Raw genomic sequence first — 15739 nt, forward strand, 5'->3', positions numbered from 1 at the left:
TTACCCGGGCTAACCGGCTGCGATTGCTACGTGATCCGCGAAGCGGTCGTAATCCCCCCGGATCTGCGCCAGCGGGTCCACCACGGCCGACTCCGACGCGGCCGCCACCTCGCGCTGGATTGCGGCCCTGGTGCGCCGCTTCACGCCGGCGCCGATCACCCCGCCGAAGACGGTGGTGGTGAGCCCTACCAGGAGGCCGGTGAGCAGGCCCGCCATGATCAACAGCGTGGGCACCGGCCACCCCTCAACCTCCGGCACGAGGTCCCCGCCGAAGATCGGGGCCAGTGCGCCGGGGACAAAGGCGGCGGCCAGGTACCACAGCACGCCTACCAGCGCGGCGAGCAGCGCGAGCCACTGCAGCACGGTGAGGGCGGACCAGCCCCTCGACGGCTCCGCCGGCAGCTTGGTGCGGGCCACCGCGCGGTCCAGCTCCGCCGGCACCGCCCGCGAGATCTCCTCCGCGCGGTCCTCCACGGCGGCCGCCCACGCGTGCGGCAGGCCCTCGGCCGCGGCCGCGGCGTACCCGCGCACGCCGCGGTTGGCCACCGCCTTGGACGGGGCGTCCAGCTCCGGCATCGAGGTGCGGTGCACGCCGATCTCGTCTGGGGCCTCCCGCAGCCCCAACCGCTTCAGCGGATCCGGCCGGAACTTGGTCACCCAGGACGTGAGCAGCCACCCGGTGCGCTCGTGGAGGCGCTTGCGGTACGCCGCCGCGGTGGTCTCCGCGATGCGGTCGGCACCCGCGGCCTGGGAGAGGGCCGCATCCATTTCGCGCTTCGCTTGCTTGTCGACGCCCCCCGCCCGACCAAGTCCCACATACTCCCCGGTCACAGCCCGGATATCCGCCTCGATGCGCGCTGACTGGGCGGTGTGGGCGCGCGCCACCTTGGTGATGGCGGCGCGCAGGTCGTCCACACCGGCGCCGGTGAGCGTGGAGGTTGGGATGACCTGGACACCGCGTAGGCCGTCGCGGACAAGCAACTGCTCAAATGAGCGGGCAACCACGTCTATGTCCGCGCCGCGCAGAAGGTCGGACTTGTTGAGCACGGCGAGGGTGACGGCGGAGTGCGCGGCGTGGGGGCGGATGAACTCGTCGTGGATGACGCTGTCCGCGTACTTCTCGGGGTCCGAGACCCATACGAGGATGTCCACTTGGCCGGCGAGGCGGGTGGCAATCTCGCGGTTGGACAGCTCCACCGAGTCGAAATCCGGCAGGTCCAGGAGGATCAGTGGGCCGGCGCCGGGGGCGAACTCGCCCTGGCGCGGGCGGCGGTCCTCCACGCCCAGCCAGTCCAGCAGCTGCTCGGACCCCTCCGGCTGCCAGATCGCGGCCAGCGGGGAGGAAGTGGTGGGGCGCCTGGCGGCGGCTTTGCCCAAGTCCTCGCCCACGACAGCGTTGAACAGGGACGTCTTGCCGGAGCCCGTGGCGCCGAAAAAGCCGACTACGGTGTGCTCGGCCGAGAGGGAACGGCGCTCCGCCCCGGCGGTTGCCACCCGCTCGAGGCGGGCCAGCTCGTCCTGCGGGAGGTAGGGGCGCGCGATGTCCGCGGCTTCGCCGAGCGCGGCCAGCCTGTCCCCCAGCGGGGCCTTGCGCTTGAACACCGCCATTACTGGCCACCCCCTTGGGCACCGAACGTGCCGCGCAGCTGGTCGAACAGGCCGCGCAGTGTGCCGCGCTCAAAGCTCTCCGCCACGTCGTCCGCGCCAGTGCCGTCACCGGCGCCGGTACCCGCGCCGGGCTCGAGCGCGGCCGGGGCGGGGGAGAGGATGCCGGGGAAGCGCTCGTCCACGCTGCGGCGGGCCTCGCCCGCGGCGGCGCGCAGCTCCTCGGCGCCCGCGCCGTCCAGCAGCGGGTCCGTCAGCTCGTAGTAGCGCTCGCGCTCCACGCGCAGGAGGGCGTCGAGGCGCTGGTTGAGGTCGTTGCGCGCGTCCGTGGCCATCTTGCGCACCGTGTCCTCGCCGAACACCGTCTCGAGCAGCCTCTGGCTGAGCACGGCAGAGCCGCCGGCGATGGCCACCTCGCCGCCGGTCAGGCCCGCGGTGGAGGCGAACACCATGAGGATGAGCGCCACGGTGAGCACGTTGAGGCCTAGTGACATCACGCGGGCGCGCTGGCGCTTCTCGCCCGCGGTGCCCTGGATCTGCTCGATGATGCCGGCCTGCCACTCGCGCACTAGCTGGGCCGCGCGCTCGTCGATGTCCGCGCTCGCGCGGGCGAGCGCGGGGTCCGCGCCCGCGCGCAGCTCGGGTGCGACGGCGCCGATGTGGGACCAGGAGCGGGCGGCCGCCGTGTCCGCGGCGTCCACGATCACGGCGTGCAGGCCGGACTCCAGCTCCGTCTCCACCTCACGCAGGGGTGCGGGCTCGCCGCTGAAGAAGCTGCCCAGCTTGTCCACGGCCTGGGAGAACCAGCGCTCGAAGCCGCGGCCAACGTCGGAGGTGCCCACCACGTCCTGCCAACGGTCCATCACCTCGGTGCGCAGCATCTTGCCGTCCGAGGTGGCGTCGATGATGTGGCGGTGCGCGTCCTTGTAGTGCTCGAAGACGCTCTGGTCCAGCTGGTGGGCGAACGCCTCCTGGCGTTCGCGGCGCTCGATCAGCGCGTCCACCCTCTCCAGCGCGCCCTCCACCGCACCCGCCACGGTCTTGCCGGCCACCGCGCGGCGTGCGGCCGAGTCCTCGGCGAGCCGGGTGAGGTAGGCGCGCAGCGGCTCGACCGTCTCGGGGGAGAGGAACTCTCCGGCGGTGTCGTCGCCCAGATCCGGGACAAACGGCACCGTGAACACGGTCGCGCCGCCGAGGCCCGCCTGGTCCATCATGCGCCGCAGGTCCTGCGGCACGGTCTGCGCGGCTGCCGCGTCGAGGCGGTTGAGCACCACCACCACCTCGACCCCACGGCCGGCGGCGTCGTTGAGGAAGTTCCACACCAGCTGGTCTGCGTAGCGGGCGGGCGTGGTAACGAAGATCCAGAGGTCCGCCGCCGCGAGCAGCTGGCTGGCCAGGGCGCGGTTGCGGTCGTCGATGGAGTCGAAATCGGGAGCGTCGAGAAGCGAAAGCCCCGCGGGGATCGAGGGTGTTTCCACGATGCGCAGCGCGGTGGACTGCTCGTCCCCGGCACCGTGGGAGCGGGTAAGGCCCGGCAGGACGCGGGGGGAGTTGAACCAGCCGGCGTCCTCGGGGTTGGCCACGAGGATGGGCTGGCGGGTGGTGGGGCGGATCACGCCCGGGTTGGAGACCCGCTCGCGCAACAGGCCGTTGACCAGCGTGGATTTGCCGGAGCCGGTGGAGCCGCCGATGACGGCCAGCAGCGGGGCGTCCAGGTTGGCCAGGCGCGGCAGGATGTAGTCGTCGAACTGGTTCACCACGGCCCGGGCCTCGGCGGCCGCGTCTGGCGGCAGGGCGGAGGCGGCAACGGTGTCGCGCAGGCGGCGCACCGCCTGCGTCGGGTCATCCTGGTGGGAGGGGACTCTGTCTGCGTCTGCGCGCTCGGGCAGCTGCTCGGGTGTGCTCACCTTGCCTATTGTGGCAGATCGCGCCCGCGCCCATGCCCCGCAGGCCGGCCGGCGCGCGGCGAGCCGCGGGTTAATCCTTGTAGTCGGTCTTGGTCAGGTTGAGCCAGCCGTAGAGGCCACCCATGATGAAGCCGCCGCCGACGAAGTTGCCCAGCCACACCACGGTCCAGTTGCGGATCACGTTCCAGGCGGTGAAGCCGTCGATCGCGTCCGGCCCGAGGGTGAAGCCGCCGAGCGTGGTGAGGATGAAGTTGGCGATGGAGTGCTCGTAGCTCATCGTTGCGAAGGACGGGATGATCAGGATGACGCCCCACAGCTTCGCGCTGTAGTCTTTGCCGGCCTGGGTGGCCAGCATGAAGGCGATGTTGACCACCATGTTGGCCAGGATCGCCTCAACAAACAGGGTGGCGGATGACTTCTGCAGCTTGGCCACGAGGAGCCCGTGGAGGAAGCTGTCCGCATCGACGTGCTGGCCGATGGTGGTTCGCGAGATGAGCCAGGCGATAGCAACGGCGCCGACCAGGTTGAACAAGGTGACGAACAGGACCAAAAGGACGCCGCGCCAGAACGAATTCAGTTTGTGTATGGACCCGTAGGTCATGAACATCATGTCACCGGTGGCGAGCTCGCCTTGTAGGACGATGATGATATAGAGCGTCGAGGCGAAGATGGCGCCGAACGCGTACTTGCCCCAGCCGGGCGCGTACTCGTCGAGCAGCTGCGCGGTAGTGGCCGCGAACGCGGTCATGATGCCGAGGTAGACGCCCGCGAGGACTGCGCGGGTGGCGAAGCGGGCCGGCTCCTGCCCGAACAGAGCCAGCTTGTTCGAAATGATTTTGGGGGCTGCTTCAAAGAAACTCACGCCACAAATCTATTACAGGTAATACCTAAAAGCGAGACCGATAGACGGATCCTCCCCGCGATTCTCCAGAGCTGATTTTCCAGGAGCTGATTTTGGGAAACCGCCACCGACGTGGTTGAATACTCCAGTTGTCTAATGCTGGTCGGCTGGAACGCGCGTTTCCGAGTGAACCGGCCGAGACCCTTCGACCACGTTGCGCGCTTCTCCGCTTGAGGGGAACGGGCGCGCGGGGTTCGTCGATAAGCAATAGGCTCCGAGAAAACATTGACCACGTGCGTACAGGACGGAAATCTGACGCACATCGATCCAGGTCAGGAGACCAAGAAGTGATTCAGCAAGAATCGCGCCTGAAGGTCGCCGACAACACGGGCGCACGCGAAATCCTGTGCATCCGCGTTCTCGGCGGTTCTGTCAAGCGCTTCGCCGGCATCGGCGACACGATCGTCGCCACCGTGAAGGAAGCTGCCCCGGGCGGCAACGTCAAGGAGGGCGAGGTTGTCAAGGCCGTCGTCGTCCGCGCGAAGAAGGAGACCCGTCGTCCGGACGGCTCCTACATCGCCTTCGATGAGAACGCCGCCGTGATCATCAAGAACGACACCGAGCCCCGCGGCACCCGCATCTTCGGCCCCGTGGCCCGCGAGCTGCGCGACAAGAAGTTCATGAAGATTGTGTCTCTCGCACCGGAGGTGATCTAACTTATGAAGATCAAGAAGGGCGACATGGTGCAGGTCATCTCCGGCAAGGACAAGGGTGCCCAGGGCAAGGTCATCGAGGCCTACCCGCAGCGCCACAAGGTCCTCGTCGAGGGCGTCAACCGCATCAAGAAGCACGTTGCTAACTCCTACAACGAGCGCGGCGCCGAGTCCGGCGGCATCGTTACGCAGGAGGCTCCGATCCACGTCTCCAACGTGATGCTGCTCGACTCTGACGGCCGCCCCACCCGCGTGGGCTACCGCTTCGACGAGGACGGCAAGAAGGTCCGCGTGGCCAAGTCGAACGGGAAGGACATCTAGACATGACTGAATCCACTTCGGCTGTGAACACGTACACCCCGCGTCTGAAGACGCGCTACCAGGACGAGATCCGCGCGAAGCTGAACGAGGAGTTCGGCTACGACAACGTGATGCAGATCCCGGGCCTGACCAAGATCGTGGTCAACATGGGTGTGGGCGACGCCGCCCGCGACTCCAAGGTGATCAACGGCGCGCTCGAGGACCTCACCGCCATCACCGGCCAGAAGCCGCAGCTGCGCCGCGCCAAGAAGTCCATCGCGAACTTCAAGCTCCGCGAGGGCATGCCCATCGGCGCGAAGGTCACCCTCCGCGGCGACCGCATGTGGGAGTTCCTGGACCGCCTGCTCACCGTGGCACTGCCGCGTATCCGCGACTTCCGCGGCCTGAACGACAAGCAGTTCGACGGTAACGGCAACTACACCTTCGGCCTGTCCGAGCAGACTATGTTCTACGAGATCGACATCGACAAGATCGATCGCGTGCGCGGCATGGACATCACGCTCGTGACCACCGCCACCAACGACGACGAGGGCCGCGCGCTCCTGCGCCACCTCGGCTTCCCGTTCGTGGACAAGGACGGCAAGATGCAGCAGGCCTAAACGCCAGCTGAGGGAGCATGTGCTTCCCGACGGCCCCCTGTACCGGCTTCCCGGTCCAGGGGGCTTTCGCATGGGCTCGTTCGCGCCGGCAACTGGGCGGGCAGCGAACTATGTGATGCAGCACACCCGCTGCTAAGGTATCGCTCATGTCTCTCGCAGAAACCATTGACAAGGGCGCGGCCAAGAAGGTCGAGCTGCTCGATCAGGACTTCGGCCGCTTCGCCGGCCGCGCCGTCCTCGCCGGCATTTACCTCACCGTGGCCACCGCGTTCGCGGGCGTTGCGGGCAACGCGGTGGAGAAGCTGGCTCCCGGCCTCGGCAGCGTGGTATTCGCCCTGCTCTTCGGCTTCGGCCTCTTTGCCATCGTGGTGCTCAACGGTGAGCTGGCCACCGGCGACATGATGTTTGGCTCATGGGCCTCGGCCAAGGGCAACCAGTCCTGGGGAAAGACCGTCTGGTTCGTCGTCGCAGCGACCCTGTGCAATTTGGTCGGCGCGTTCTTGGTAGCCGCCATCCTGAGCCAGTCGGCCAAGCTCGGCTCGATGGACAACACCCATCTCATCGCCACCATCTCCGAGGGCAAGCTGAACAAGTCCGCGTGGGGCGCGTTCATTGAGGCGGTGCTGGCTAACTTTGTGGTCAACATGGCCATCGTGATGGCGCTGCAGTCCAAGGAGATCGTGTCCAAGTTCTTCGCCATCGTGCCGATCATCGCCATCTTCGTCGGCCTGGGCCTCGAGCACATCATCGCCAACTTCTCGCTGATGACCATGACGCTGTTCGCCGACCCGCAGCCGGACAACTTTACGCTCGGGGCCGTCGGCCTGAACTGGCTGATGGTGTGGCTGGGCAACTTCGTCGGCGGCGGCCTCGGCATCGGCGCCGTGTACGCCTGGTTGAACAACACAAAGACCGTGTACAAGGACTAGGCCGAGGCTTCGCACGAGTAAACCCGCATCTCCCCTTGCTCGTTCACTGGGAGGTGCGGGTTTTGACGTGTGCCGGCGCGCGGCGCGGGGGGTTACTGGGCGAGGTCGAACTCGCTGGCGCCCTCGACCTTCGCCGGGTCCATCTGCGCCGCGATGCCGAAGCGGTTGAACACGTTCATGGTGATGATGGCCACGAGCACGTTGCGGGTGCCGTCCTTGCCGTAGTGGTCCTCCATCCGCGCCCACAACTCGTCGGGCACCGCGGCTTCGCGGCCCTCGAGCGTGGTCACCGCGTCGGTGAACTCAAGCAGTGCGATCTCCTTGTCTTCGAATTCGGCCCTGTGCTCGGTCCAGTGCTCGATGGCGGTGATCTTGGCTTCCGGGAATCCGAGGCCGCGCGAGTTGCGGCGGTGCGTGGCGGTGCAGACCCGGCAGCCGTTCAGGGCGGACGCACGCAGGAAAGCGTACTCGGCGATTTCGGGCTCGAGCGCCGACTCGAGGTACTGCACCGCGGGGTAGAAGGGGGCCTGGTACTCGGGGGAAAGATCACGGGTGGTCATGCCCCCACGCTAACGCACCGGGGCGGCCACGTCCCCGGAATAGAGGTTGAAACGGTCCCGGCGGGTGAAGCCCGCCAGCACCATCCCCGCCTCGCGGGCCAGCTCGACGGCCAACGAGGAGGCGGCCGAGACCGCCACGAGCGCGGGGAAGCCGGCCATCGCGGCCTTTTGCACCAGCTCAAAGGATGCCCGGGAGCTTATGACGAGGATGGTGTTGCGGGCGGGGAGGGCGCCGCTAAGCAGCAAATGCCCGATGACCTTGTCGGCTGCGTTGTGCCTGCCAATGTCCTCCCGCACCACGATCGCGTTGCCGTCCATGTCGAAGGCGCCGGCAGCGTGTATGCCGCCGGTTTTCTTAAACTGCTGCTGCTCGGCCGCGAGCAGGTCCGGCAGTGCCATCACCAGCTCTGGATCGAGCGCCACCGGCTCGATGGGCTGGTGCACCTTGTGCAGGAGCTCGCTGATGGACTGCGTGCCGCACACTCCGCAAGCGCTGGTGGTGGGGGTGAGGCGGATGAACTCCGGGGTGACCGGCGTGGCGCTGGCGGCGAGGTCGATGTCCAGGAGGTTATAGGTGTTCTCCCCGTCGGGCCCGGTGGCGCCCGCGCAGTAGCGGGCGGTGGTGACGTCCCGGGCGGAGGTGATGAGGCCTTCGGCGTAGAGCCAGCCGTGGGCGAGCTCGACATCGTGGCCGGGCGTGCGCATGGTGGTGGTCAGCGTCTCGCCACCGGCGCGGATCTCCAGCGGCTCCTCGGCCGTGACGGTGTCCGCGCGGGTGTCCGTGAGGAAGCGCCCCTCGTTCGCGCCCGTGCCGCGGGTGACTTTGGTAACGGCGAATCGTCGGTTGATCCGGCTCATGTGGTTAGCGCAGGTCCTTTGCTTGCGGGGTGCGGGCGGCGGGGCTGTCGTAGCGCCCGAGCAGCTCCGTGACCTGCCCGATCAGCGCGCGGGTCGGGTCGGGTCCGGGCTGGTCTTGGCGCGCGGCGGCGAAACCCAGTACGAAGGCGGTCAGCGGGGCCGCGGGGCGGGCGGGTCCGTTGGGGGCCACGGCCGCCGTCATATCGAGCACGTCGCCGACGAGCTCGCGCGTGAGCTGGGGGTCGACCCCGAGCTCGCGGGAAACGGCGTCCAGCCATTCGTGGGTGGTGCGCAGTGGTTCCTTCTCGGACATGCGCACGACTCTAGCCGTGCGCATGGGGGTTATCCACACCCCAATTTCGCCGAATTCCACAGGCCGGGCGTCGAGCACTTCCGCGTGTTGGGGGCGGTTGCTATAACCGATGCAACAGCAAGGAAACTACCGAAACAAGGGGGATACATGCGGGACATCGACAAGATCAAGGAGAAGGTGCAGAAGCTGCTCAACCTGGCGGCGGACCGCGCCGGCACGCCCGAGGGGGACTCCTTCTACGAAAAGGCGTTTGCCCTCATGGCGGCCTACGGCTTCGATGAGCGGGACCTGACCGCGCCCGACGAAGGGGATCTGGTGGCCCATAAGCACTACGAGTTCGCCGGCGCGTACAGCGACATGCAGTCGCGGCTGCTGCTGGCCATCGCACAGGCGCTGCACTGCACCGGGTACTACCAGGGCGTACCCCAGTCCACGCGCGTGGAGAGTGCGGACGTCTTCGGGCTGCGGCGGCACATGGAGCGCGTGGACCTGCTCTATTCCATGTTGCTGCCTGTCATGATGGCCGGAGCGCGCGGCGTGGAGCCGGACGGCTGGGCCTCTGCGGTGGTGCGCCGGCGCTCGTTCATGCGCGGCTTCGCCGCCACCGTCGCGAAGCGCCTGCAGAGCGCGGAGCGCACGGTGTCGCCCGCCGGCTCCGCGTATGAGCTCGCGCTTGTCGACGATGCCTTGGAAGCCGAGCGCGCCCGCAACGCGTACGCCGAATCCCAGGGGCTGTACTTTAAGGCGGGCGCCACCCGCCGCAGCCGCGCCTTCGACGCCGACGCGTACTACCGGGGCCAGGATGCCGGGAGCATGACCGACCTCGGCCAGACGCGAGTGCAGTCGCGGCCCGCACTTCCGTTTTGAAGGCGTTGAGGGCGCGAAGGGGGCGTCGACAAGCAATTTGCTAATGCGCAGCCGGGGCAGGTAGCTTAGACCGTCGGACTTGTGCGCCGGTGTTGCCGTGCGCGCGTTTCCGACAAGAACGTAAGAAACCAACTTTGTTGCAGGCCCCCCGCCGAATGCGGACCGCGTGCAAGGGAGGCGGCGAGCGCCCCGCGTTACTGAGCGCGGGGAGCGTGAAGTAGCCCCCGACAGACCACACGGAGAACGCGACCTTTCACGGGGTCAGGTGGGCAAGGGAACCGCAACGAGAAAGGGAAACGGTCACCTTATGACCATGACTGATCCGATCGCGGACATGCTGTCCCGCGTGCGCAACGCGAACAACGCGCAGCACGACAGCGTGTCCATGCCCTCCTCCAAGCTCAAGGTGAACATCGCCGAGATCTTGAAGCAGGAAGGCTACATCAACGACTACCAGGTGGAGGACGAGAAGGTGGGCAAGAAGCTCACCCTCGACCTCAAGTACGGCCCGACGCGCGAGGCTTCCATTGCTGGCCTGCGCCGCGTGTCCAAGCCGGGCCTGCGCGTGTACGCAAAGTCCAACGACCTGCCGCAGGTGCTCGGCGGCCTGGGTGTGGCTATCATCTCCACCTCCCAGGGTCTGCTCACCGACCGCCAGGCAAAAGAGAAGGGTGTAGGCGGGGAAGTCCTCGCTTACGTCTGGTAAAGGGAGGTTGCACAGACTATGTCGCGTGTAGGTAACGCACCCATCGCCATCCCGAACGGCGTGGAGACCAAGATTGACGGCCGCAACGTTGAGGTGAAGGGCCCGAAGGGCACCCTCTCCCTCGAGCTGCCGGAGCCGATCACCGCTTCCGTTGAGGACAACCAGATCCTGGTGTCCCGTCCGGACGACCACCGCAAGAACCGCGCTCTGCACGGCCTGTCGCGCTCGCTGGTCAACAACCTCGTTGTCGGCGTGACCGAGGGCTACAAGATCAACATGGAGATCTTCGGTGTTGGTTACCGTGTGCAGCAGAAGGGCAAGGACCTCGAGTTCTCGCTCGGCTACTCGCACCCGATCCTGATCGAGGCGCCGGAAGGCGTCTCCTTCGCGGTCGACGGCAACACCAAGTTCTCGATCGAGGGCATTGACAAGCAGAAGGTTGGCCAGACCGCAGCGATCATCCGCCGCCTCCGCAAGGATGACCCGTACAAGGGTAAGGGCATCCGCTACGAGGGTGAGCAGATCCGCCGCAAGGTCGGAAAGACGGGTAAGTAATCATGAGCAATACCGCAGAGAACGCAGCAAACGCGAAGCGCACTCCGGTGGGCAAGGACATCTCTACCCGCCGCCGCGAGGCTCGCGCTCGTCGCCACTACCGCATCCGCAAGGAGCTGCGCGGCACGCCGGAGACCCCGCGTCTCGTCGTGCACCGCTCCTCGCGCCACATCCACGTGCAGGTCATCGACGACCTGGCGGGCCACACGCTCGTTTCCGCCTCCTCCATGGAGCCGGAGATCCGCGCGTTTGAGGGCGACAAGAAGGAGAAGGCAGCCAAGGTTGGTGCACTCGTGGCCCAGCGCGCGAAGGACGCCGGCATCGACGCCATCGTCTTCGACCGCGGCGGCTACAAGTACCACGGCCGCGTGGCGGCCCTGGCTGACGCAGCTCGTGAAGGTGGTCTGAAGTTCTAATGATCACCGCCAACAACATCAACAACGGAAGGATCGCGTAATGGCCGAACGTGAACGGCGTGACGGCGGGCGCTCCGCCGACAACGAGAACAACAACAACCGCGGCGAGCGCGGCGATCGTGGTGGCCGCGGCCGCCGCGACCGCGACGACCGCCGCAACCAGAACGACGAGCGCGATAAGTACATCGAGCGCGTCATCACCATCAACCGCGTGGCCAAGACCGTCAAGGGCGGCCGCAACATGTCCTTCACCGCCCTCGTGGTGGTCGGCGACGGCCAGGGAATGGTCGGCGTGGGCTACGGCAAGGCGAAGGAAGTTCCGGCTGCCATCCAGAAGGGCGCCGAGGAAGCTCGCAAGAACTTCTTCCGCGTCCCGATGATCGGCGGCACCATCCCGCACCCGGTGCAGGCTGAGGAGGCCGCGGGCATCGTCATGCTCCGCCCGGCAGCCCCCGGTACCGGTGTCATCGCCGGCGGCGCTGTCCGCCCGGTGCTCGAGTGCGCTGGTATCCAGGACATCCTGGCGAAGTCCCTCGGTTCCGACAACGCCCTGAACGTTGTCCAGGCAACCGTTGCCGGCCTGAAGCAGCTCGTTCGCCCCGAGGAGATTGCGGCGAAGCGCGGCAAGGCCATCGAGGACGTCGCTCCGGCCCGTATGCTGCGCGCCCGCGCAGGTCAGGAGGCGTAAGCGAAATGGCACTGAAGATTACGCTGCACCACGGCAAGGTGGGCGAGAAGCCGGCGACCCGCAAGAACCTGGAAGCTCTGGGTCTGCGCAAGATCGGCCAGTCTGTGATCAAGCAGGACAACGCCGCTACCCGCGGCCAGATCCTCAAGGTGCGCCACCTGGTCACCGTTGAAGAAGTAGCAGGGGAGTAGATAGAACATGGCTGACATCATTAAGCTCCATGATCTGCGCCCGGCTCAGGGCGCCAACAAGGCGAAGACCCGCGTCGGTCGCGGTGAAGCGTCGAAGGGTAAGACCGCCGGCCGCGGCACCAAGGGCACCAAGGCTCGCCGCCAGGTGTCCGCCGCGTTCGAGGGTGGCCAGATGCCGCTGCACATGCGTCTGCCCAAGCTCAAGGGTTTCAAGAACCCGAACCGCGTCGAGTACCAGGTTGTCAACGTTGCCGACCTGGCCAAGGCGTTCCCGGAGGGCGGCACCATTGCCATTGCCGACATCGTCGCCGCGGGCCTCGTGCGCCCGAAGGAGCCGGTGAAGGTTCTGGGCAACGGCGACATCGACGTCAAGCTCGACGTCACCGCCACCAAGTTCTCCAAGTCCGCTGTGGAGAAGATCGAGGCCGCAGGCGGCTCCGTGAGCACGGAGTCCTACAGCAAGCGCGCCCCGAAGAACGTCGAGGGACCGTCCGCGTCCGCAGCTGGGGAGGCTACCCCGGCCGCTGAGGCAACCGAGGGTGCCCGCGGCGTGCTGGATTCCGACCCGCTGCAGGGCGGTTCCACCGCAATCAAGGCTGACCAGACCGAGGCGTAAGCCGCCGCGGCAGCCCGTGCGTACGCAGCGGGTTAGCCAGCCCGAGACCCCCGCCTTCCGGCACTGTGCCGGGACGGCGGGGGTCTTTGCGCGTGGAGGCACAGGTGGCTGCAGATGGCTGCAGACGGCTGAGGCGCACATAGCGGTGGCGCAAATACCGGATGCGGGGGGACGGCTGCTAGGGTGGTGGGGTCGAAGACGGCTGGGTCGGATTTGACGTGCCCAACTTCGGGTGCGCCGCATCTGCCAGTGTCAACTGTCCGCTACCTCCCGAGCGCGGTACGTGCTGGGAGCCAGGAGGCTTTGTGTCCGCAATTGCTCAGGCGTTTAAGGATCCGGATCTGCGCAAGAAGATCCTGATCACCGTCGCGCTGATGGTTTTGTACCGGCTCGGTGCCCAGATCCCCACCCCGGGTGTTGACTACGCGCTGATCAACCAGCGCTTGCAGGACATCTCGCAGGGCGACCAGGCCACGATGTTCTCCATCATCGGCCTGTTTTCCGGCGGGGCGCTGCTGCAGCTGTCCATCTTCGCCATCGGCATCATGCCCTACATCACGGCGTCCATCATCGTGCAGCTGCTCACTGTGGTGATTCCGAAGTTCGAGGAGCTGAAGAAGGAAGGCCAGTCCGGCCAGGCGAAGATGACGCAGTACACGCGCTACCTCACTGTGGCGCTGGCGTTGCTGCAATCCGCCGGCATCGTGGCGCTCGCCGACCGCGAGCAGCTGCTCGGTCGCGGCATGCCCGTGCTGGTGGAGGACCGCAACATTTGGACTCTGGTGATGATGATCATCGTTATGACCTCGGGCGCCATCCTTATCATGTGGCTGGGTGAGATCATCACCGAGAAGGGCGTGGGCAACGGTATGTCGCTGCTCATCATCGCCGGTATCGCCACCAAGATTCCGTCGGAAGGCGTGTTCATTTACCAGAACTCCGGCCCGTTGACGCTGACCTTGGTGGTACTGGCAATCATCGCGCTCGTGGTGGGCATCATCTTCATTGAGCAGGGCCAGCGCCGGATCCCGGTGCAGTACGCCAAGCGCATGGTGGGCCGCCGCCAGTACGGCGGCTCGTCCACCTACCTGCCGCTGAAGGTGAACCAGGCCGGCGTGATCCCGGTGATCTTCGCCTCCTCGCTGATGTACGTGCCGGTGCTCATCACCCAGATCGTCACCATGAACAAGCCGACCCCGCCGGACAACTGGTGGATGAACCACGTGATGGCGTGGCTGCAGAACCCGGGTTCGTGGCAGTACATCCTCAGCTACGTGGTGCTGATCATCTTCTTCTCCTACTTCTACGTGTCCATCCAGTACGACCCGGTCGAGCAGGCGGACAACATGAAGAAGTACGGCGGCTTCATCCCGGGTATCCGCCCGGGCCGGGCCACCGCCGAGTACCTCGGGTTTGTGATGAACCGCCTGCTGTTCGTCGGCTCGATCTACCTGGCCGCGATCGCTGTGTTGCCGAACCTGGCCATGGATGCCGGTGTGACCGGTTCCGGCAGGATGGGTATGAGCGCGTTCGGCGGCACCGCGATCCTGATCATGGTCTCCGTCGCGCTGACCACGGTCAAGCAAATTGAATCCCAACTCCTGCAATCCAACTACGAAGGACTTCTGCGATAATGCGTCTCGTACTTCTCGGCCCTCCCGGCGCCGGCAAGGGCACCCAGGCTGCCATCCTCTCCACCAAGCTGGGCGTTCCCCACATCTCCACGGGCGACTTGTTCCGCGCCAACATCGGCGAGGGCACCCCGCTGGGTGTGGAGGCGAAGAGCTACATCGACGCAGGCAAGCTGGTGCCCACCGACGTGACCGCCCGCATGGTCGAGGCCCGCCTCGCGGAGCCGGACGCGGCCGACGGCTTCCTGCTGGACGGCTTCCCCCGCACCGTGGAGCAGGCGGAGATCCTCTCGGAGCTGCTGCAGAAGTCCGGGCACTCGCTGGATGGTGTGCTGAACTTTGTGGTGGACGAGGACGTGGTGGTCGAGCGCATGCTGGCCCGCGGCCGCGCCGACGACAACGAGGAGACCATCCGCACCCGCCTCGGCGTGTACCGCGACGAGACCGCCCCGCTGATCGAGCACTACGGCGACCAGATCATCTCCATCGACGCCGTGGGCGACGTGGACGAGATCAACGAGCGCGCCATGCAGGCACTCAAGCGGTAGCCTTCGCGTTGTTCAGGGCCGGTGCGTGCACCGGCCTTTTGCATTTGCTTATCGACGAAACCTGAAGGAGACACCGCAATGGCCTTCCGCAAACGCAAGATCGCGGCCAAGACGCCCGAGCAGCTCAACGCCATGGAGGCAGCCGGGCGCATCGTCGGTACCGCGCTGCAGGAGGTGCGCGCCGCCGCGAAGCCCGGGGCGACCACGCTCGACCTGGACCGCGTGGCGGAGGCCGTCATCCGCGACCACGGCGCGATCCCGACGTTCCTCGGGTACAACGGGTTCCCGGGCTCCATCTGCGCGTCGGTGAACGAAGTGGTGGTGCATGGGATTCCGTCGGCAAGTGTGGTGCTAGGCGAGGGCGACCTGGTGTCCATCGACTGCGGGGCCACGCTCGACGGCTGGGTGGGGGACTCGGCGTGGACCTTCGGCGTGGGCGAGCTGGACCCGGCGGTGGCGAAGATGAACGACGCCACCGAGTGGGTGCTGGCGCGCGGCATCGAGGCGATGGTGCCCGGCAACAAGCTCACCGATGTCTCCCACGCGCTGGAGGTGGCCACCCGCGAGGCCGAGGAGCGCTTCGGGGTTGAGCTCGGCATTCTGGACGGCTACGGAGGCCACGGCATCGGGCGCACCATGCACGAGGAGCCGTTTTTGGCCAACGAGGGCCGGCCCCACCGCGGGCCGCTCATCCAGGAGGGGTCGGTGCTGGCCATCGAGCCGATGCTGATCCTCGGCGGCGAGGTGGATTCGGAGGTGCTCGAGGACGAGTGGACCGTGGTCACCGTCGACGGCTCCCCGGCGGCCCACTGGGAGCACACGGTGGCGGCCACCGCCGGCGGGCCGCGCATCCTCACGCCGCGCACGTAACGAAC

General features: G+C 66.9%; 19 protein-coding genes and 1 pseudogene. 14 read left to right on the top strand and 6 right to left on the bottom strand.

Features of this window, described 5'->3' with window-relative positions:
* Positions 1-9 precede the first annotated feature (9 nt).
* The 3 genes from BN4252_RS08770 to BN4252_RS08780 form a co-directional block, all read right to left on the bottom strand.
* Positions 10-1608, bottom strand: coding sequence for a GTPase (locus BN4252_RS08770; protein ID WP_187370944.1), 1599 nt, complete (start codon positions 1606-1608; stop codon positions 10-12).
* The gene (locus tag BN4252_RS08775) at positions 1608-3512 is read right to left on the bottom strand and encodes a GTPase family protein (protein ID WP_316244777.1); all 1905 of its coding nucleotides are present in this window, start codon (positions 3510-3512) and stop codon (positions 1608-1610) included. The genes BN4252_RS08770 and BN4252_RS08775 overlap by 1 nt, the downstream gene beginning before the upstream one ends.
* A gap of 70 nt (positions 3513-3582) precedes the next feature.
* The gene (locus BN4252_RS08780) at positions 3583-4374 is read right to left on the bottom strand and encodes a formate/nitrite transporter family protein (RefSeq protein ID WP_066529509.1); all 792 of its coding nucleotides are present in this window, start codon (positions 4372-4374) and stop codon (positions 3583-3585) included.
* Positions 4375-4700: 326 nt separating this feature from the next.
* On the opposite strand from BN4252_RS08780, the gene rplN reads away from it, so the two are divergent.
* The 4 genes from rplN (at position 4701) to BN4252_RS08800 (ending at position 6915) form a co-directional block, all read left to right on the top strand.
* Complete coding sequence (rplN, locus tag BN4252_RS08785; protein WP_066529512.1) at positions 4701-5069, top strand: 50S ribosomal protein L14; 369 nt, start codon at positions 4701-4703, stop codon at positions 5067-5069.
* A 3-nt stretch (positions 5070-5072) separates the two neighbouring features.
* On the top strand, positions 5073-5387 hold the full coding sequence (gene rplX, locus BN4252_RS08790; RefSeq protein ID WP_066529518.1) for a 50S ribosomal protein L24: 315 nt from the start codon (positions 5073-5075) through the stop codon (positions 5385-5387).
* A gap of 2 nt (positions 5388-5389) precedes the next feature.
* Entirely contained in the window at positions 5390-5986 is a 597-nt protein-coding gene (gene rplE, locus BN4252_RS08795) for a 50S ribosomal protein L5 (protein ID WP_066529519.1), read from the top strand.
* 146 nt (positions 5987-6132) lie between these two features.
* Complete coding sequence (locus BN4252_RS08800; RefSeq protein ID WP_066529522.1) at positions 6133-6915, top strand: formate/nitrite transporter family protein; 783 nt, start codon at positions 6133-6135, stop codon at positions 6913-6915.
* A gap of 92 nt (positions 6916-7007) precedes the next feature.
* Here BN4252_RS08800 and BN4252_RS08805 read toward each other — a convergent pair whose 3' ends face one another.
* Genes BN4252_RS08805 through BN4252_RS08815 form a run of 3 tightly spaced genes read right to left on the bottom strand, consistent with a single transcriptional unit; the run spans position 7008 to position 8646 of the window.
* On the bottom strand, positions 7008-7475 hold the full coding sequence (locus BN4252_RS08805) for a carboxymuconolactone decarboxylase family protein (RefSeq protein ID WP_066529527.1): 468 nt from the start codon (positions 7473-7475) through the stop codon (positions 7008-7010).
* Between the two features lie 9 nt (positions 7476-7484).
* Entirely contained in the window at positions 7485-8333 is an 849-nt protein-coding gene (gene fdhD, locus BN4252_RS08810; protein WP_066529530.1) for a formate dehydrogenase accessory sulfurtransferase FdhD, read from the bottom strand.
* A 4-nt stretch (positions 8334-8337) separates the two neighbouring features.
* Positions 8338-8646, bottom strand: coding sequence for a DUF6457 domain-containing protein (locus tag BN4252_RS08815; protein WP_066529535.1), 309 nt, complete (start codon positions 8644-8646; stop codon positions 8338-8340).
* 147 nt (positions 8647-8793) lie between these two features.
* On the opposite strand from BN4252_RS08815, the gene BN4252_RS08820 reads away from it, so the two are divergent.
* From BN4252_RS08820 to map, 10 genes and pseudogenes are all read left to right on the top strand, one after another.
* Positions 8794-9513 (top strand): DUF2786 domain-containing protein, encoded by a 720-nt coding sequence (locus BN4252_RS08820; RefSeq protein ID WP_066529537.1) that lies wholly within the window; start codon positions 8794-8796, stop codon positions 9511-9513.
* 307 nt (positions 9514-9820) lie between these two features.
* The gene (gene rpsH / locus BN4252_RS08825; RefSeq protein ID WP_066529541.1) at positions 9821-10219 is read left to right on the top strand and encodes a 30S ribosomal protein S8; all 399 of its coding nucleotides are present in this window, start codon (positions 9821-9823) and stop codon (positions 10217-10219) included.
* 18 nt (positions 10220-10237) lie between these two features.
* Positions 10238-10774, top strand: coding sequence for a 50S ribosomal protein L6 (rplF, locus tag BN4252_RS08830; RefSeq protein WP_066529544.1), 537 nt, complete (start codon positions 10238-10240; stop codon positions 10772-10774).
* 2 nt (positions 10775-10776) lie between these two features.
* The gene (gene rplR, locus BN4252_RS08835; protein ID WP_066529550.1) at positions 10777-11190 is read left to right on the top strand and encodes a 50S ribosomal protein L18; all 414 of its coding nucleotides are present in this window, start codon (positions 10777-10779) and stop codon (positions 11188-11190) included.
* Between the two features lie 40 nt (positions 11191-11230).
* A complete protein-coding gene (gene rpsE / locus BN4252_RS08840) occupies positions 11231-11878 on the top strand; it encodes a 30S ribosomal protein S5 (protein ID WP_066529556.1) in 648 nt (215 codons plus the stop codon).
* 5 nt (positions 11879-11883) lie between these two features.
* A complete protein-coding gene (gene rpmD, locus BN4252_RS08845) occupies positions 11884-12069 on the top strand; it encodes a 50S ribosomal protein L30 (RefSeq protein WP_066529559.1) in 186 nt (61 codons plus the stop codon).
* 7 nt (positions 12070-12076) lie between these two features.
* Positions 12077-12514, top strand: a pseudogene (gene rplO / locus BN4252_RS08850) (50S ribosomal protein L15); the annotation flags it as partial.
* 476 nt (positions 12515-12990) lie between these two features.
* Positions 12991-14319, top strand: a complete 1329-nt coding sequence (gene secY, locus BN4252_RS08855) for a preprotein translocase subunit SecY (RefSeq protein ID WP_066529566.1) — start codon at positions 12991-12993, stop codon at positions 14317-14319.
* Positions 14319-14864, top strand: coding sequence for an adenylate kinase (locus tag BN4252_RS08860; RefSeq protein ID WP_066529571.1), 546 nt, complete (start codon positions 14319-14321; stop codon positions 14862-14864). The genes secY and BN4252_RS08860 overlap by 1 nt, the downstream gene beginning before the upstream one ends.
* A 78-nt stretch (positions 14865-14942) precedes the next feature.
* Positions 14943-15734 carry a type I methionyl aminopeptidase gene (map, locus tag BN4252_RS08865; protein ID WP_066529576.1) on the top strand — a complete coding sequence of 264 codons (792 nt, stop codon included), beginning with the start codon at positions 14943-14945 and terminating at the stop codon, positions 15732-15734.
* Positions 15735-15739 lie beyond the last annotated feature (5 nt).

The organism is Corynebacterium bouchesdurhonense, from assembly GCF_900078305.2.
GTDB classification, from domain to species: Bacteria; Actinomycetota; Actinomycetes; order Mycobacteriales; family Mycobacteriaceae; genus Corynebacterium; species Corynebacterium bouchesdurhonense.

Excerpts from the sequence above, each read along its gene's own strand:
- rpsE (WP_066529556.1), top strand. The coding sequence starts at position 11,231 with ATGGCCGAACGTGAACGGCGTGACGGCGGGCGCTCCGCCGACAACGAG.
- BN4252_RS08860 (WP_066529571.1), top strand. The coding sequence starts at position 14,319 with ATGCGTCTCGTACTTCTCGGCCCTCCCGGCGCCGGCAAGGGCACCCAG.
- rplX (WP_066529518.1), top strand. The coding sequence starts at position 5,073 with ATGAAGATCAAGAAGGGCGACATGGTGCAGGTCATCTCCGGCAAGGAC.
- BN4252_RS08805 (WP_066529527.1), bottom strand. The coding sequence starts at position 7,475 with ATGACCACCCGTGATCTTTCCCCCGAGTACCAGGCCCCCTTCTACCCC.
- rplF (WP_066529544.1), top strand. The coding sequence starts at position 10,238 with ATGTCGCGTGTAGGTAACGCACCCATCGCCATCCCGAACGGCGTGGAG.
- BN4252_RS08820 (WP_066529537.1), top strand. The coding sequence starts at position 8,794 with ATGCGGGACATCGACAAGATCAAGGAGAAGGTGCAGAAGCTGCTCAAC.
- BN4252_RS08770 (WP_187370944.1), bottom strand. The coding sequence starts at position 1,608 with ATGGCGGTGTTCAAGCGCAAGGCCCCGCTGGGGGACAGGCTGGCCGCG.
- rpsH (WP_066529541.1), top strand. The coding sequence starts at position 9,821 with ATGACCATGACTGATCCGATCGCGGACATGCTGTCCCGCGTGCGCAAC.
- rpmD (WP_066529559.1), top strand. The coding sequence starts at position 11,884 with ATGGCACTGAAGATTACGCTGCACCACGGCAAGGTGGGCGAGAAGCCG.
- BN4252_RS08815 (WP_066529535.1), bottom strand. The coding sequence starts at position 8,646 with ATGTCCGAGAAGGAACCACTGCGCACCACCCACGAATGGCTGGACGCC.
- map (WP_066529576.1), top strand. The coding sequence starts at position 14,943 with ATGGCCTTCCGCAAACGCAAGATCGCGGCCAAGACGCCCGAGCAGCTC.
- rplR (WP_066529550.1), top strand. The coding sequence starts at position 10,777 with ATGAGCAATACCGCAGAGAACGCAGCAAACGCGAAGCGCACTCCGGTG.
- BN4252_RS08800 (WP_066529522.1), top strand. The coding sequence starts at position 6,133 with ATGTCTCTCGCAGAAACCATTGACAAGGGCGCGGCCAAGAAGGTCGAG.
- rplE (WP_066529519.1), top strand. The coding sequence starts at position 5,390 with ATGACTGAATCCACTTCGGCTGTGAACACGTACACCCCGCGTCTGAAG.
- fdhD (WP_066529530.1), bottom strand. The coding sequence starts at position 8,333 with ATGAGCCGGATCAACCGACGATTCGCCGTTACCAAAGTCACCCGCGGC.